Origin of the sequence: Methylobacterium sp. CB376, from assembly GCF_029714205.1 — a bacterium.
In the GTDB taxonomy this organism is placed as follows: Bacteria; Pseudomonadota; Alphaproteobacteria; order Rhizobiales; family Beijerinckiaceae; genus Methylobacterium.
In genome coordinates, this window is record NZ_CP121648.1 from 7,380,720 (window position 1) to 7,394,838 (window position 14,119).

Sequence of the window (14,119 nt, forward strand, 5' to 3'; positions counted from 1 at the left end):
GCAGTGAGGCTGCGATGAGCGCGTTCGGGCGGGTGCTCGAAGCCGAACGGGCCGGCCTGAAGCGAACCGACACGGACGTTTACGGCGTCCTCGTCGAGTGCGCGGGCAGCGCCAGCCGCAGCGTGAGGCTGAAGACTCGCAGTGCTTCTCTCTCCGCAACCAGCTAATATCTCGGGTGGAGAGCGGTGCAACGGCGCTGAATATGTGACGTCCACTACAATGATCGAGGCAGCCATGAGCAATTTTCGCAATAGGATCCGGCGGCTTGAGGACGCTCGCCCGACCGTATCGCCCGGGAAGTACCTCACTTTCACGATCGAGGGTCCCTGCAACCTGCCCGAAGGAGCTGCTGTCGAGTTCCTGCGCCGGTGCGGCCACCTCATACTCGACGATGATGTGGTATTCGTTTGCGTGATCCGCGGCATGAATAACGACGGCGTCTTCGACTTGCCGCTCAGGGACATTACAGGCCACCTCGTGACGGAGGAGTTCCGGGAGACCGCGCCACCTGCACCCATCCTCGACCGAGTGCCGACGCGCCTCCGGTTCACGTTCAAGATCGGCGCCTGAAGTGATCCCCGTAATCTACTTGCAGGCTAGTTGTAGAAAACTACTGCGCGCCAGGAACAAGTCGGAACCATCTCCTGTTATTCCCCTGTAGTTTCTGGAGTGTCAGGGTGTCTAAGCCAGGAACATTTACGAAGGGCAAAAGCGGCAACCCGGCAGGTCGCCCGAAGGGCGCTCGCCACAAAACAACCTTGGCGATGGAAGCCCTGTTAGCCGGCGAGGCCGAAGGGCTGACCCGCAGGGCCGTGGAGCTGGCTCACGGAGGCGACACGGTCGCGCTGCGCCTGTGCCTGGATCGCCTGTTGCCGGTCCGCAAGGACCGCCCGGTGTCCTTCGCGCTCCCGCCAATCGAGGGCGGCGGCGAACTGACCAGGGCAACCGCGGCGCTCATTGAGGCGGTGGCGCGTGGCGATCTTACGCCTTCGGAAGCCGCGGAATTCGGCAAGCTCATCGAGCTGCACGTGAAGGCGATGGAGACCTACGATTTTGCGGCTCGCCTTGAGGCCCTAGAGGCGGGCATGGCGCGGACAGTCACCCGCAGATGAGAGAGCCGTATTGCTGCCCACACGCGACCGTCTCGGCGCGAGAGTTAAGATGCCCTCAATGCGGTGCCGACGTCGGTCCCTCCGACATGTTGTAGTCGTCCAGGGAGGGGGTCGCGGGGCGCTCGCCGTTCTCGACCGCACGGAGCCTGAGACTGAGCTTCTCACGGAGTTGGAAGTGCCCACCCTCCCGTAAGAGATCCACAATCTCGCGAATCGTGTCTGGAGGCAATGTCGCGAGAAGGTGAACCAGCTTCGTATCGGCCTCCTCCCGCCTACGCAGGTTCTCCTTCCACTGTCGAGATTGGGCGTCGCGTTTCTCGGCCGAGATGCGGGCGCTTCGCTCACGCCCCTTCTTCCGAGCCGTCTCACGCTTCAGCTCCTCCGGGCTGAGCGCCGCGACGCGGGCCGCTTCCTTCTCCGCCTTAGCCTGGTCCCGGGCAGCCTTGCGGGCCTCCGCCACCATCGCGTCGACCGCAGCCGGCCTGAGGCGTTCACCCGCCACTAGGCGCTTCACGACCTTCTGGCGGAGCGGCTCGGGCGTGCTCGGCGCGGCCAGCTTGCAGATGGTGGTGGCAGGCGAAACCGAAATGATTTCGCGTTTGTCGTCCTCGGCGAACACCCGTGCCGCCTGCATGAAGTTCTCCGCATGCCGGAGCGACATGCCCATCTCGGCCTCAACCCATTGTGTAAACAGGCCGTGGTCTAAGCCATCTTTGACCGACAGCAGCCCGTGGCCGGTTTCAACGACGTAGAGCCCAGTCCGCCTGCGATACGCCTTCACGACGTCTTTCGCCTGCTTCTGCATCAGCGGGGACATCGCCGAGTAGTCGAAGGGCAGCGGCTCGGGGAGCTGATTCCCGTTCAATGCCGACGACAAATCCATCTCACGCCTCCACCTTCCTGAGCTTTACACCCGGCTCACCGCCGTCGAGGAACACGATTGCGGTGCGCTCGAACGCGGTCTTATGCTGAGTGGCGAAGTCGAGGAAGTCAGAGCCTCCGCGCTCCCCTTCCGCCGTCGCCACCAAATAGTGGAGACGCCTTGCAACAGCGTAGCGGCCGTGCAGTTCACGCGGGAGCATACAGTTGGACAGCGCACTGTGCGCAGTGCTGCTCTTCGGAAGAATGGCTCTTGCTTTCCTCGGCATCGATTTTATCACGCCACGAAGGTCAACGTGCCGAACCGAGATGCAAGGAAACCACTATTTCTGCGGTAGTCAAGAGTTTGCGCACGGTCCCGCGGCAATTTGCGTAGAGGGTGCTACAAAAGCTCGGCCGCTATGCAATGCCGACATGTCAATACTCCTTGGTGAATACCGCCGACGCTTGTCTTGCGCTTGAGGTGCGCCTCGGCACGGTCGAGGTCGAGGTTCGGCACAGAACGGCGGCGCTCCCGACACCACCAGCCACCCGCAGAACCCGCAGGGTTCGACCACCAACTGAACCGTCCCGGGTTTCCCGGAGGCCGTTTTGTTTGAGTCAGGCGGCCAGGGCTGGCTCCTGCGCCTGAGCATAGTAGCGCGCTTCGGCCTCGGCGGGAGGCAGGTTGCCGATCGGCTCCAACAGCCGGCGGTGATTGAACCAGTTGACCCATTCGAGGGTGGCGAACTCCACCGCCTCGACGCTGCGCCAGGGACCGCGCCGGTGGATCACCTCGGCCTTGAACAGGCCGTTGATCGTCTCGGCGAGGGCATTGTCGTAGCTGTCGCCGACACGGCCGACTGAAGGCTGCACGCCGGCCTCCGCCAGCCGGTCCGTGTACCGCAGAGCAAGGTATTGCTTGGGTTCAAGCGGTCGTCGCAACACCATCTTGCACGGCAGCCAGCACAGCGTCGAGCGCCTCTGCCGGCGTCTTCCAGTTCAGCGTCTTGCGCGGTCTGCTGTTGAGGGCTGCGGCCACAGCAGCAAGATCGTTCGCGCTGTGGGCGCTCAGATCCGTTCCTTTCGGGAAGTACTGTCGCAGTAACCCGTTCGTATTCTCGTTCGTCCCCCGCTGCCAGGGTGAGCGTGGATCGCAGAAGTAGACCTGCAGACCCGCGTCGATCCGCAAGCGCGCGTGCTCGGCCATCTCGGTACCCTGGTCCCAGGTCAACGAGCGCCGCAGCTGCTCGGGCAAGCGCGCGATCGTGCCGGCGATCGCCTCGCGCACCGCCTGGGCCCCGTGCCCCGCCAGCGCCGGGCCGTTCTTCGCACGCGGTGTCACCCCATGGCCGTCCATCGGCGGAAGATGCAGCAGCATCGTAAAGCGCGTCGTGCGCTCGACCAGGGTCCCGATCGCCGAACTCTTCAGACCCAGGATCAGATCTCCTTCCCAGTGCCCCGGCACCGCGCGGTCCTCCACCTCGGGCGGACGCTCGCTGATGAGCACCTCGGGGGTGACGAACGACCTGCCTCGGCCCAGGCTGCGGGCCCGCGGCACACGCAAAGCCCGTCCTGTGCGAAGACACGCGGTCAGCTCACGCTTCAGCGCGCCCCGGCCCTGGATGTAGAGCGCCTGATAGATCGCCTCGTGACTGATGCGCATCGTCGTATCGCCCGGAAAGTCGAGCCGTAGGCGCTCGGCGATCTGCTGCGGACTCCAGGATCGACCCCATCGCCGGCTCTGGCGTCGCCCGTGCCGCCGTCCCTTCCAGGCAACGCTAGGGCCAGGCAGAGCGCTCCCGCCCGGTGTCGCGACAGTTCCGGCGAGCCGCTCCTGCACGTACGTCCGCAGCGCTGCGTTCCCCGCCAGTTTTGCTGGCTTGGGCCGGCGTGCCGCGCGTTCAGCGTGCCACTGCGCGGTCGTGGCGCGATAGTCCAGGCCGCCACTGCGGGTCGCCGCATTGCGGCGCAATTCCCGCGAGATGGTCGACGCCGCCCGTCCCAGACGCCGAGCGACGTCCCGGACCCCGTGACCTTGCGCTTGTAGGATCGCGATCTCCTCCCGCTCAGCCAACGACAGGTAGCGCGCAGAAGGCGACTTGGATGATGGTGACAGGTGGGAAGGTGCCATTCCGCCTGCTGTCCGGAACCACCGCGAGCCGACCGGTGGCGAGATCCCGAGCTTCATCGCTGCGACCTCGCTGGAGAGACCCTGCGCGAGGAACGCCCAGAACCCCCGCCGCGTCTCGCGCAGACCGACCCCGGGACGACCCGGTGACCGCAGCTTCTCGCGAAGTGCCCGATCCGAACGCCGCCGACCTGCCATCACAACCGCCCTCCGCCAAGCCGTTGCGACGACCACTTGAATCCACCGTGGTGCGGACCGTCTGTCCTCGCACCACCCCCGCCAAGCCCATCGTCCGCATCAGCCGCGCCACCGTGCAGCGGGCGGCCACGATCCCTTCTCGGGCGAGTTGCCGCCAGACCTTCCGGACGCCGTAGACGCCGAAGTTCTCCTCGTGAACGCGCCGGATCTCGCCCATCACCGCCGCATCGGTCTTGGCCCGCGCCGGCAGCCGGCCTGGGTCGGCGCGCCGGGCGACATGGACGTGGTAGGTGGAAGGGGCGATCGGCAGCACCCTGCAGATCGGCTCGACCCCGTAGGCATCCCGATGGTCGTCGATGAACGCGATCATGTCCGCGACCGGCGGTCGAGCTCCGCCATGGCGAAATAGGCCGACGCCTTCCTCAGGATCTCGTTGGCTTGGCGCAACTCGCGGTTTTCCCGCTCCAGTGCCTTGATCCTCTCGCCCTCATCCGTGGTCGGCCCAGCGCGCAGGCCCTGATCCCGTTCGGACTGGCGCACCCAGTTGCTAAGGGTCTCGCCCGAGCAGCCGATCTTGGCGGCGATCGACTGGATCGCGGCCCATTGCGAGCCGTGCTCGCCCTGGTGCTCCCGCACCATCCGGACCGCCCGCTCGCGGACCTCAGGCGAGAAGGGGGGTGTATGCTTCCTCATGGCTCCATCCTCTCAAGAGTTGGAGCCTCCGGGAAACCCGGGGCGGTTCATCGAGCCCAAGGGCTCGGGCCATGCCCGAGACCGAGGCGCCGCCCTGGGCCAGGCGCTTGAGCTCAGCGTGTCGCGCCTGACGCGGCGCATGTGTCGCCCGCTTCCTGATCTCGCTCGCCGTCAGCGTACGCGCGGCCCTGCTTCTGGTCTGCGCCGCCTCAACCTCCTGATCGAGGAGCGCGCGACCGGCCGCGCGAATGACGGCGTGATGATCGACCGCGATCGCCCGCAGGGCCGCGCTGAGGTTGCGCAGCAGGTGGAAGCGATCGAGGACCTGGCGGGCTTGCGGGGCGCCACCTCGCGTGCCCTCGGCGAACACCTCGGCGCGGTCACGAGCGACGACGGCGACGCCGGGATGAGCACGCAGCCAAGCCGCGACGCTCTCGACGGCGCGCTCGGGCAGAAGATCGAGAACGGTGTGCCGCTCCAGGTCGACGAACACGGTGCCGAAGCTGCGGCCGCGCCGCCACGCCCACTCATCGACGCCGGCCACGCGCGGTTCGGGATGGGTCGGCAAGGCTCCGGTACGAACGAGGCGCAGGAGCGTGTCGGCACTCACGGGCATGGCCAGACGCTGTGCCAGCCGGGCTGCCGGCTCGCCACCGAGTGCGAGACCGAGGTGGCGCTGGAGGTCGTGCAGGCGCACCGAGCGGCGGGCGTGTTTCTGGACGACATCCGCACTTTGCTCGCTGAAGGTACGCTGTGGGCAGGCCGGGTTGGTGCAGCGGAAGCGTCGCACTCTGAGGCGTAGGGAGACCGGCCGGCCTTGCCAGGGCAGATCAGCTGAGGTGCGTTGGTAGGAGCCGTGCGGACGGCACTCGTGCCCTCGACAGCCAGGGCAGCACGTCGGCCTCGGGCGCAACCTGACGTGGATCACGAGGCGATCGGGTGTGGGTTCGATGCCGACCACGCTGAGCCGGGGCGGCACGAGGGGCAGAAGGCGGCGGGGCATCGCGCTCTCCGAGGCGAGCCCCGGAGATATGAAGCCCCCACCGGCGACCGCCCCCGCGCCACACGAAGTGCGGAAGAACCAAGGTTCGAAGCCCGTTGACAAAGGGGAACAAGCGTACGGCTTCTATACTTGCGGCGGCCATGATAGCGTCTATTGTTCCGGGCTGCAGCGCAGAGACGGAGTGAAATTTCTCAAGCTATCCAGTCATAGGCCGAAATAACCCACTTCCACCAGGGCAAAAACAGAGCCTGTGCAAATGGAGTTATTAAAGATGTACAACCACATGAAGACAATAAAATCCTTGCTTCGCCATATCGTTCTTCGAACGTTTTTATAAGATTTACGTGCGAAACTACTCCTGAGGAAGGGCATCAGAGCTAATCATCTCCATCTTCAGAACCCAGAAGATGTGTTTTCGGAAATATATAAATCCGGTCTTTGGATGGAGAAGGGTGGACAGGATAGTTTATCCGGCTTGGGATCATCATCTGATACTACAATATTACTAAAATCAGAGCTCTCATCTGTTTTGAGTGAAATTGGCTGCAGCAGACTCATTGATGTTGGATGCGGTGATTTTAATTGGATGAAAGAAGTTAGAGGGGATTGGCACTATATAGGGATCGATGTCGCAAAAGCTGTCATAGAAAGAAATAACGAACTTTACAGGAACGAGAATAGAACGTTTGAATTTGTCAATGCTGTTGTGGGCCCAATACCCAAAGGCGATGTAGTTTTGTGTAGGGAAGTTCTTTTTCACCTCTCGTTTGACATGGCAATTTCATTAATAAAAAATGTTGCCTCTTCTGGAGCTAAATTTCTATTAGCGACATCGGATTCGTCAGTATGGTTTAATTCAGATATAAGGACAGGGGATTACAGGCGGTTAAACCTTATGAAATCTCCGTTCAGATTCCCAAAGCCAATTAGAGAGATAGACGAAAGCAAGGTGTGTGAGGGGAGAGTGCTTGGACTATGGCCGATGGAACAAGTGCAACAGCTGATATTGAAATAAAACTAACTGCTAACCTCTAATATAGGCCAGGCTTGTTGGGGTGGAGTTGGAGCGGCGATCAGTCAGCTTGGACCTGCAGTACGCCAAGGACTGACACCTGAGATGCGACCTCGCCATCCTGCTCCAGTCCGCGCCCGCCGTCCTCAGACAAAGAGGAAGCCGGTGAGCGGCCGACTTTTACCAGAAGTGCCTGCCGCAAATGCGAACGGGCCCCGTTCACGGCCCCTTAGCCATACCCACCCAGCGTGCCGCCTCCGCCTCGGAGCCGGCCCATGATCCTGAATGCCCTCGCCCTCAAGCTGAAGCGCCCAGCCGGCGGAGATTTCCGGGGCCGGCACTTCGAGGCCACCCTGATCGTGCAGGCCGTGTCCTGGTACTTGCGCTACGCCCTGAGCTACCGCGACATCGAGGAGATGCTCCTGGAGCGCGGGATGGTGGTCGATCACTCCACCATCAACCGCTGGGTGCTGTCCTACGCGCCGACCATCGAGCGCCGCCTGCGCCGGTTCCGCAAACCGCACTGCGGCTCCGTGCGCGTGGATGAGACCTACATCCGGGTCCGGGGTCAGTGGCGCTACCTGTACCGCGCCATCGACAAGCATGGCGAGGCGGTCGACTTCCGGCTCACCGCCAACCGCGATCTGGATGCGGCCAAGCGCTTCTTCCGCAAGATGCTGCAGGATCAGCCGCTGCTCGCCCCGGACCGGATCGGCACCGATGGCGCGGGCCCGTACCCGCCGGCGATCGCCGAGAGCCGCAAGGAGGGTCTGCTGCCACGCACGCCCATCCACCACGTCACCAAGCACCTGCAGCAGGGGATCGAGAGCGACCACTTCCGGGTGAAGCGCCCCATGCCGCGGGTCGGCGGCTTCCAGTCCTTCACCACGGCCCGGCGCACGATCCGGGGCTTCGAGGCCATGCTGTGGCTGCGCAAGGGCTTCGGGTTCTCGGGCGCGTGGACCGTGCGCGAACAGAACCAACTGCTCGCCTGTTGCTTTGGACTTCCCGTCGCGAACAAAGCGTGAAAGCCGGGGCGGGCATCCCCTTCTGCGGCTTGAACCCGAGTTTGCGACAGGCCCCACGCGCGGCCCCGCGGAACACCAATGAGCTGGCCCTCAACCAGCACCCGCCGCGCTCAGCTCCTCACGGTGCCCGCTCCACCTGCCCGCGGATCTCGCCCTTCGGGTTCTCGGCCGTGTGAATGTTGAAGTAGAGCTTGCCCGCCAGCAGGTCCGCCGCCTTCGCCTCGTCCAGCGCCGCCGAGCCCTCGAACGGGCTCGTAGCAGCCGGAGCCGGGATCAGCACGCCCGCGTTCTGGCCCGGCGCAGCCGGGCCGTGGAAGTGAGCGGCCGTCACCGACCCTGTCAGGCCGCTGTAACTGCCTCTCCAGTTCAGCGTCTTCGTTTCCGGATCGTAGGTCGCGGTGACCTCCCCGCTGCCCTTGGTCTGGTTGGGCGGCACCTCGCTCGTCCCGTTCAGGGTGGCCCTGAAGGTCTGCTTCTCGCCCGCCGCGTCAGCCGAACCGGCGAGACCGAACGGCAGAGACAGAACCAGGGCGGCAACGCTGCGGCGAATGGTCGGGATCATGCTCGCCTCCTCAACAAGACGGTAAGCCTACCATTATCTCGGAAGGACGGGTCAGCCCTTGAGGCGCTTGTTGCACGCGGACCCGTAGCCGCCGCCCTTCTCGATCCAGGTCATGCCGGCGTTGCCGGCGCCGCCCGCGGCCTTGTTGGCGTTGTACTGGTCCACGCAGGTCTTCTGGCGCGCCTTGCCGGCCGGCTCGCTGGCGTACTTGGGCGAGATCGCGGTTGGGAACAGCGCCCCGGCGGGCGCGACAGCAGCTGGCTTCTGGGCGGGGGCCGCAGGCTTCTGGGCCGGCGCGGGGGTGGTCTTGCCAGCGGGAGCCGGGGCCGCCGGCCTCGTAGCCGGGGCGGCGCCCTGGGCGAAGGGGTTCTGCGTCGGCGTCGTGCGCCCTCCAGGATCCGTTGTCTGGGCCAGCACCGGGCTAGCGAGGAGGGCGATGAGCGGGAGGGTCAGGGTGATCAGGCGCATGCTTGCGGGCCTCGGTGAGCGCCGAAAGCCTAATCACGACCGGATGAACGACGGACGAAGAAGGCCCCGCCGCGGGGCGAGGCCTTCGCGATGTCGCTGTCTCTGTAGGCCGGGACGTTGCCCGGCCGCCTCGGGTTCTGCCTCCCAGCCCCGAAGTCATGAGGGCAGAGTAGGAGGCAACCTTGAACCCTCAGCTAAGGAGCGCGGTGAATGGCAGGGCAAGGAAGCTTGCCGAAGGCTTGCTAATCCCCTGCCTGCCCCATCCTTACGCGTCAGCCTTCTTCGGCCGTGCCCGGCCCCCCTTCGGCTCGGCCGGCGCGCTCACCTTGGCGTCAGCGGCAGCACGCTTCTCGGCCGCAGCCCTCTGACGGTTCTGTCCAAGCCCGATCTGCTTGGCGAGTTCGGACCGAGCAGCGGCGTAATTGGCGGCCACCATGGGGTAGTCCGGCGGCAAGCCCCACTTCTCCCGGTACTGCTGAGGCGTGAGTCCCCGCCCCGTCAGGTGGCGCTTGAGCGACTTGTAGGGCTTGCCGTCCTCTAGCGAGATGATGGCATCCGGCGTCACGCTCTTCCTGATCGGCACGGCCGGTGTGAGCTTCACCAGCTCCGGCTCGGCCGGCTTCCCGAGGCTGCCCAGGCTCTCGTAGACGCCCCGGATCAGGTTCGGCAGCTCGACTGCCGGGACGTTGTTGTGCGACACGAAGGCTGAGACGATGTCGCTGACCAGCTGAATATGGTCAGAGGCGGCTTGTTCACTCATCGAGAGTTCCTACGCGAGAAACGCGCGCAAGCTGAAGCTTTATGTTTGGCTTGTCAATTCATCTGACCGAGAAGCATCAAAAACTCTCGCCGGCATCAGCTCGGCGTCTGCTAGGTACGACGCGCTCGTGTACGGCTGACAGATGGGGAATGAGCCCCCAGGCGAAGCCCTCTCTGCCCGAGCATGGCCGCGAACCACTGAGCGAGCCGCCAGCGGCGTTTGCCGATCTTGGTGTCGATGCTGGGGACAAAAGCACCGCTCCGCGGTTTGCGCGGATGGGCGCCGTTGGTTGGGCCGAATAGCACAGCTTGCATGAGATGCGGGCCTGACCGGCAGCCCTGATCACGCTCGACCGGTGAGGGGAAATCGGGCCCGCGCCTCACCTCTTCATTACGAGCCCGCCCATGCCGGCCGAGCTGCCTATCACCTATGCCGTCCCGGGACACGGGCAGTCCCGCGCCTGGGCGCTGCCCTGTGCGGAGGCACAGGCTGCAGTCACGCCAAGCTGTCAAGGTCGATCCGCGCGTGCTTTCGGGAAACCAGGGCGCCTCTAAACCATCCTGGCATCGGTAAAGTCTTGCGCTCAGCAGCCCATATTTCCTCAATAGCCTCCTGAACACGAGCAAGATCTTTGGAGAAGAACTCGAAAGACTGAGGTCCGGGAACCGCCTCTCGCGCGGTGAAAATTCCATTTTCCTGGCGAATGCGGTGTGCGCAATAGATTAACTCGCGTCTCATCCCATCTTCCTCTCGTTATGTTGGCAGCGGCTTATGCCGGCTGAGCGCTTGTTAAAGCGTTAAGGATACTGGCCGCAAGTGCGGCGAGTATCACGATTTCAAAGGCGACCGGACTGCAGTAAGCCAGAGGTCGCCGCTTGCCCTTCCAGCGAACGGTGTAAACCAGCGCTGGCGCTGATGCTCAGGGTGGTCGTGGGTCCGCATAACTCATTTGAGCGAAGCGTTTCGGCCAAGCGCAACTAGATTGCATCCACGCATCGGCTTGCCTCTCACTCAGGGCGGTGCGGTAGGCGACCGAGACCCCGGCCGCCCAGTTGCCCTGTGGGACCGGTGCGCGGTGTTGTTGGGATGCCTACAGGGTACCACTGCGAACTTCACGACCTCTTGCGGCAGGCTTGGTTGAGGAAGGCCGCGGAGCAGGAACGGCGCGCCGAGGAACTGAGGAGCGTCGCGGCCCGGTTCAGGGAGCTTGGTCTCGTGCAGAATGCTGAGGAGTTCGAGGCCGCGGTGCGCCAAGCTGAGAGCGAAACGCTCGCGTGGCTGACCCGGGCCAGCAATCCCGCCACCACGTAGGAGGTTATGCGCCCGCGTCGGTTCTCGATGGGTAGACCTCTCGCAGACCGAGGTCGCGGTGACGGACCCCGAGGCGGGCCGCGACCCCACTGACGAGTAGGCGGGTCCCGCCTACTTGCCTTTCTGGCCCGCGGCGCGGCGGGACTGGCCGAGGCCGCTCGCCTTGGCGAGTTCCGACCGCTGCGCGGCGTAGTTCGCCGCCACCATCGGGTAGTCCGGCGGCAGGCCCCACTTCTGCCGGTACTGCTCGGGCGTCAGCCCCCGGGTCGAGAGGTGACGCTTCAGCGACTTGTACTGGCGCCCGTCCTCCAGGCTGATCAGGAAGTCCGGAGTGATCGTCTTCTTGATCGGCACGGGCGGGACGAGGGGCGCGGGCTCGGCGGCCGGCGGCTTGGAGAGCTGGATTAGCGCGTCGTGCACCGAGGCGATCACCCCCGGCAGATCGCCCACCGGGATGGCGTTCTTCGACACGTAAGCGGCGGTGATCGCGGCTGTCAGTTCGATCGTGTCAATCTCAGGAGCGTTTTCTCTCATCTCGGCCATATTTTGCCATCTTTGTTGAAGCTTCGAACGCTATGAAGTCGCGCTGGATCGGCAATTAAGCTGGCAAAGTCAAGCGGCACTGGCAATCTTTGCCGCGTGATTACGGTATGTAGCCGCTATGTTCTATCCCTATCTTTGGACTTGTTTTGGTATGGGGAGAGAGGGGGCGGCCAGCACTCGGCCGCCTGCCCCTCCCGTGCTCACGCGGGTGGGAGGGGGCAGCGTGTCGCGGTGCGTAAGCTACTTGGACTTGCCCCTTGCGCCTCCTCGACGGTTGGCCCCAAGCCCTAATTGCTTCGCGAGTTCCGACCGCTGAGCCGCGTAGTTGGGCGCGACCGTCGGGTAGTCCCTAGGTAAGCCATATCTCTGCCTGTACTCGTCTGGCGTGAGACCGTTCTTGGTGAGGTGCCGCTTCATCGACTTGTACGGCTTCGCGTCGATGAAGCTGATCAGAGCGTCCGGCGTGATCGATTTCCGGATCTGGGCCGGGGTGGCTTTTGGCGTTTCTTCGGCCGGAGGCGCGGCGGGCTTTCCGAGGTCACCGAGAGTGGCACCTACGGATGCGATTAGGTTCGGCAGGTCGTCTGGCCGAACCGAGTTGTTAGACACGTAAGCGGCTACAATATCAACAACTAATCTTGTAGATCCTGTGATTTTATTATTTACAAGATCGACATTGACGTTCGTAATATTATCTTGAATTGTTTCCACTGCTTTCCTCCGTTTTGCATTTCCACTCTGGTATAGTTCTATATATAGCAAATTCAACAACCTGCGCAAGCTCATGCGCAAGACGTTAGTCTAAGATGCTGCCTCAATCGTCATATAGGTAATTAGACGATGGCCGATGAAAGTTTACGCTTCAGGATCGGCGTGGACGACCAGCTCTCGGCGCCGCTCGCGAAGCTCCAGGGAGCCTTTCAGCGCGTCGCCAAGGATGACGGCGTCAAGTCGTTCCAGAAGGATTGGACCGAGGCCGGTCGCGCCGTCGAGAAGATCGGCGTCCCGGGGCCGACGGGGGGCGGAGGTCGCGGCGGCTCTGCGCCGGCCCTGGGCGGCACTCTCCCACAGTTCCCGGGCAACGCTGGCATTGGCGGCGGTGGACGGCGGAGCGGCGGCAATACGCGGTCGACGTGCTCTGGCGAAGGCGGCGCCTCGGAGCTGCGTGCGAAGGCCCTGGTGGCGCGCTGATCGGCCGCGGAGGCCGGCGGCGGCCTCACCTCGGTGAACTCGCGCTCGGGGGCGTTCGGGATCGCGCAGTTCAGGTCCAAGTCGGGCGGCTACTCGCGGCTGCGCGATCACATGGACGACATATTCAAGGACGTCTCATCGTCCCAGCGAGGCGTCCCAGAGCGGCAGGCTAACGAGGGCGCCGGCCAGGATCACCACGTAGGCGGCGCGCCGGAAGCTGGCCTCCGAGGCCAGACGGAAGGCGTGCGCGCCCGCCCAGAGGCCGACACCGTAGATCGCGAGTAGCGGCAGGGCCATCAGTAGGACGTCGCCGGCGAGGATGCCTTTCCACCACAGGAGCGTGCCGCTGACGAGCGCTGAAGCACCGACAAAGACCCGGAGGTTGGTGCGGGTCCGGTGCCGGTTGGAGCGCTGCGCACCCAACCAGAACACCGCCAGTGGCAGGCCGCCGATCGAGGCCATGCCATTGAACAGCCCCGAGCAGGCACCGACACCAAGCGAGAGGCGGAGGGTCGGGCGTCCCTGGTAACGCCAACCCGAGGCCATGACAGCCACGGCCGCGACAACCAGCACGGCTAAAACCCAGCGCATCGTCTCGCGGTCAAGCCAAGTCAGTAGCCAAATGCCGGCGGGCAGGAACAGCGTCGCCGCCACGAGCAGCGGCAGGATCTCGTCCCACGCCGCGCGCTTGGCCGCGCGCAGCGATCGGCAGCGCAAAGGGCAAGTCGATGAACCAGATCAGCCCCAGCGCCTTGACCGCTCCTAGGACGACCGAGGCGAGGGGCATGAACACCATCGCGAAGCCAAAGCCGGTGAACCCGCGCACGAGGCCGCCGAGCAGGCTCGCAGCCAGGAGGACGGCGGCACCGTCGGCAGAAAGGCCCGGCGGGAGCCAAGCGGCCAGCCCCACGGCGTCGTTCGAGAAGTCCATTCCTGCTCTTGTGCATATCGGGGCGCCGCTGTCATGGCACGACCGACCTCACCCTACTGGCTCAGTACAGGGTCGTCGTCGAGGGCAGCCCGATGCCGCTGTCCGAGACCGCCAGACCCGGTCAGTGAAGGTCGATCAGAATGCCGGCAAGCGGATCTACTCCATGCCTGTGTTGGGTCGGTTTCGGTCGTAGGCCCCCAGGCGGGCGGCGCCTGATCGCCCCGGGCGTGCGGGTGCACGATGCTCTCGATCATGTGGGGATGTCTTCGGCCCGCCCGGCTCCGGCTGCGGCGGGCCTTTTTGCTTCGTATACGTACG

Annotated in this window: 16 protein-coding genes, 2 pseudogenes and 1 other annotated feature; of the genes and pseudogenes, 5 read left to right on the top strand and 13 right to left on the bottom strand. The window is 64.3% G+C overall.

Annotated elements, in window-relative coordinates; genetic code table 11:
* The first annotated feature begins 234 nt into the window (after positions 1 to 234).
* Together QA634_RS33975 and QA634_RS33980 are read left to right on the top strand one after the other, a co-directional pair.
* Entirely contained in the window at positions 235 to 570 is a 336-nt protein-coding gene (locus tag QA634_RS33975) for a hypothetical protein (protein WP_012336353.1), read from the top strand.
* A gap of 107 nt (positions 571 to 677) precedes the next feature.
* A complete protein-coding gene (locus QA634_RS33980) occupies positions 678 to 1,112 on the top strand; it encodes a DUF5681 domain-containing protein (protein ID WP_012336354.1) in 435 nt (144 codons plus the stop codon).
* A gap of 55 nt (positions 1,113 to 1,167) precedes the next feature.
* Here the strand turns inward: QA634_RS33980 and QA634_RS33985 are convergent, their stop codons facing one another.
* The 6 genes and pseudogenes from QA634_RS33985 to QA634_RS36030 all read right to left on the bottom strand — a co-directional run bounded on the left by QA634_RS33985 (position 1,168) and on the right by QA634_RS36030 (position 5,995).
* Positions 1,168 to 1,995, bottom strand: a complete 828-nt coding sequence (locus QA634_RS33985) for a hypothetical protein (RefSeq protein WP_012336355.1) — start codon at positions 1,993 to 1,995, stop codon at positions 1,168 to 1,170.
* Between the two features lies 1 nt (position 1,996).
* On the bottom strand, positions 1,997 to 2,260 hold the full coding sequence (locus tag QA634_RS33990; protein ID WP_012336356.1) for a hypothetical protein: 264 nt from the start codon (positions 2,258 to 2,260) through the stop codon (positions 1,997 to 1,999).
* A 331-nt stretch (positions 2,261 to 2,591) separates the two neighbouring features.
* Positions 2,592 to 2,891 (bottom strand): annotated as a pseudogene (locus QA634_RS33995) (integrase core domain-containing protein); the annotation flags it as partial.
* A gap of 7 nt (positions 2,892 to 2,898) precedes the next feature.
* Positions 2,899 to 4,299, bottom strand: coding sequence for an IS30-like element ISMtsp4 family transposase (locus QA634_RS34000; RefSeq protein ID WP_012330561.1), 1,401 nt, complete (start codon positions 4,297 to 4,299; stop codon positions 2,899 to 2,901).
* Between the two features lie 43 nt (positions 4,300 to 4,342).
* Positions 4,343 to 4,992, bottom strand: a pseudogene (locus tag QA634_RS34005) (IS3 family transposase); the annotation flags it as partial.
* Positions 4,595 to 4,711, bottom strand: a sequence feature (AL1L pseudoknot). (Overlaps the previous pseudogene by 117 nt.)
* Positions 4,961 to 5,995, bottom strand: a complete 1,035-nt coding sequence (locus QA634_RS36030; RefSeq protein WP_012336358.1) for an ISL3 family transposase — start codon at positions 5,993 to 5,995, stop codon at positions 4,961 to 4,963. The gene QA634_RS36030 and the pseudogene QA634_RS34005, both read right to left, overlap by 32 nt.
* 442 nt (positions 5,996 to 6,437) lie before the next feature.
* Between QA634_RS36030 and QA634_RS34015 the strand changes: the two genes are divergently transcribed.
* The gene (locus QA634_RS34015; RefSeq protein WP_012336359.1) at positions 6,438 to 7,010 is read left to right on the top strand and encodes a class I SAM-dependent methyltransferase; all 573 of its coding nucleotides are present in this window, start codon (positions 6,438 to 6,440) and stop codon (positions 7,008 to 7,010) included.
* A gap of 272 nt (positions 7,011 to 7,282) precedes the next feature.
* Entirely contained in the window at positions 7,283 to 8,035 is a 753-nt protein-coding gene (locus QA634_RS34020) for an IS6 family transposase (RefSeq protein WP_012336360.1), read from the top strand.
* Positions 8,036 to 8,153: 118 nt separating this feature from the next.
* On the opposite strand, the gene QA634_RS34025 is transcribed toward QA634_RS34020, so the two are convergent.
* The 5 genes from QA634_RS34025 to QA634_RS34045 form a co-directional block, all read right to left on the bottom strand.
* Positions 8,154 to 8,597: a CHRD domain-containing protein gene (locus QA634_RS34025; protein ID WP_012336361.1), complete on the bottom strand. Its 444-nt coding sequence runs from the start codon at positions 8,595 to 8,597 to the stop codon at positions 8,154 to 8,156.
* A 51-nt stretch (positions 8,598 to 8,648) separates the two neighbouring features.
* Positions 8,649 to 9,065, bottom strand: a complete 417-nt coding sequence (locus QA634_RS34030; protein WP_012336362.1) for a hypothetical protein — start codon at positions 9,063 to 9,065, stop codon at positions 8,649 to 8,651.
* 265 nt (positions 9,066 to 9,330) lie between these two features.
* Entirely contained in the window at positions 9,331 to 9,825 is a 495-nt protein-coding gene (locus QA634_RS34035; protein ID WP_012336363.1) for a MucR family transcriptional regulator, read from the bottom strand.
* Between the two features lie 1,422 nt (positions 9,826 to 11,247).
* Complete coding sequence (locus tag QA634_RS34040; protein ID WP_012336366.1) at positions 11,248 to 11,679, bottom strand: MucR family transcriptional regulator; 432 nt, start codon at positions 11,677 to 11,679, stop codon at positions 11,248 to 11,250.
* 240 nt (positions 11,680 to 11,919) lie between these two features.
* Positions 11,920 to 12,390, bottom strand: coding sequence for a MucR family transcriptional regulator (locus tag QA634_RS34045; RefSeq protein ID WP_012336367.1), 471 nt, complete (start codon positions 12,388 to 12,390; stop codon positions 11,920 to 11,922).
* A 162-nt stretch (positions 12,391 to 12,552) separates the two neighbouring features.
* Between QA634_RS34045 and QA634_RS34050 the strand changes: the two genes are divergently transcribed.
* A complete protein-coding gene (locus QA634_RS34050) occupies positions 12,553 to 12,870 on the top strand; it encodes a hypothetical protein (RefSeq protein WP_168169122.1) in 318 nt (105 codons plus the stop codon).
* A 135-nt stretch (positions 12,871 to 13,005) separates the two neighbouring features.
* On the opposite strand, the gene QA634_RS34055 is transcribed toward QA634_RS34050, so the two are convergent.
* Together QA634_RS34055 and QA634_RS34060 are read right to left on the bottom strand one after the other, a co-directional pair.
* A complete protein-coding gene (locus tag QA634_RS34055; protein WP_168169183.1) occupies positions 13,006 to 13,524 on the bottom strand; it encodes a TSUP family transporter in 519 nt (172 codons plus the stop codon).
* Positions 13,472 to 13,801 carry a hypothetical protein gene (locus tag QA634_RS34060; RefSeq protein WP_043701906.1) on the bottom strand — a complete coding sequence of 110 codons (330 nt, stop codon included), beginning with the start codon at positions 13,799 to 13,801 and terminating at the stop codon, positions 13,472 to 13,474. The genes QA634_RS34055 and QA634_RS34060 overlap by 53 nt, the downstream gene beginning before the upstream one ends.
* Positions 13,802 to 14,119 lie beyond the last annotated feature (318 nt).

Coding starts and splice junctions, on each gene's coding strand:
- QA634_RS33975 (WP_012336353.1), top strand. CDS start 235: ATGAGCAATTTTCGCAATAGGATCCGGCGGCTTGAGGACGCTCGCCCG.
- QA634_RS33985 (WP_012336355.1), bottom strand. CDS start 1,995: ATGGATTTGTCGTCGGCATTGAACGGGAATCAGCTCCCCGAGCCGCTG.
- QA634_RS33990 (WP_012336356.1), bottom strand. CDS start 2,260: ATGCCGAGGAAAGCAAGAGCCATTCTTCCGAAGAGCAGCACTGCGCAC.
- QA634_RS34000 (WP_012330561.1), bottom strand. CDS start 4,299: ATGGCAGGTCGGCGGCGTTCGGATCGGGCACTTCGCGAGAAGCTGCGG.
- QA634_RS36030 (WP_012336358.1), bottom strand. CDS start 5,995: ATGCCCCGCCGCCTTCTGCCCCTCGTGCCGCCCCGGCTCAGCGTGGTC.
- QA634_RS34015 (WP_012336359.1), top strand. CDS start 6,438: ATGGAGAAGGGTGGACAGGATAGTTTATCCGGCTTGGGATCATCATCT.
- QA634_RS34020 (WP_012336360.1), top strand. CDS start 7,283: ATGATCCTGAATGCCCTCGCCCTCAAGCTGAAGCGCCCAGCCGGCGGA.
- QA634_RS34025 (WP_012336361.1), bottom strand. CDS start 8,597: ATGATCCCGACCATTCGCCGCAGCGTTGCCGCCCTGGTTCTGTCTCTG.
- QA634_RS34030 (WP_012336362.1), bottom strand. CDS start 9,065: ATGCGCCTGATCACCCTGACCCTCCCGCTCATCGCCCTCCTCGCTAGC.
- QA634_RS34035 (WP_012336363.1), bottom strand. CDS start 9,825: ATGAGTGAACAAGCCGCCTCTGACCATATTCAGCTGGTCAGCGACATC.
- QA634_RS34040 (WP_012336366.1), bottom strand. CDS start 11,679: ATGGCCGAGATGAGAGAAAACGCTCCTGAGATTGACACGATCGAACTG.
- QA634_RS34060 (WP_043701906.1), bottom strand. CDS start 13,801: ATGGACTTCTCGAACGACGCCGTGGGGCTGGCCGCTTGGCTCCCGCCG.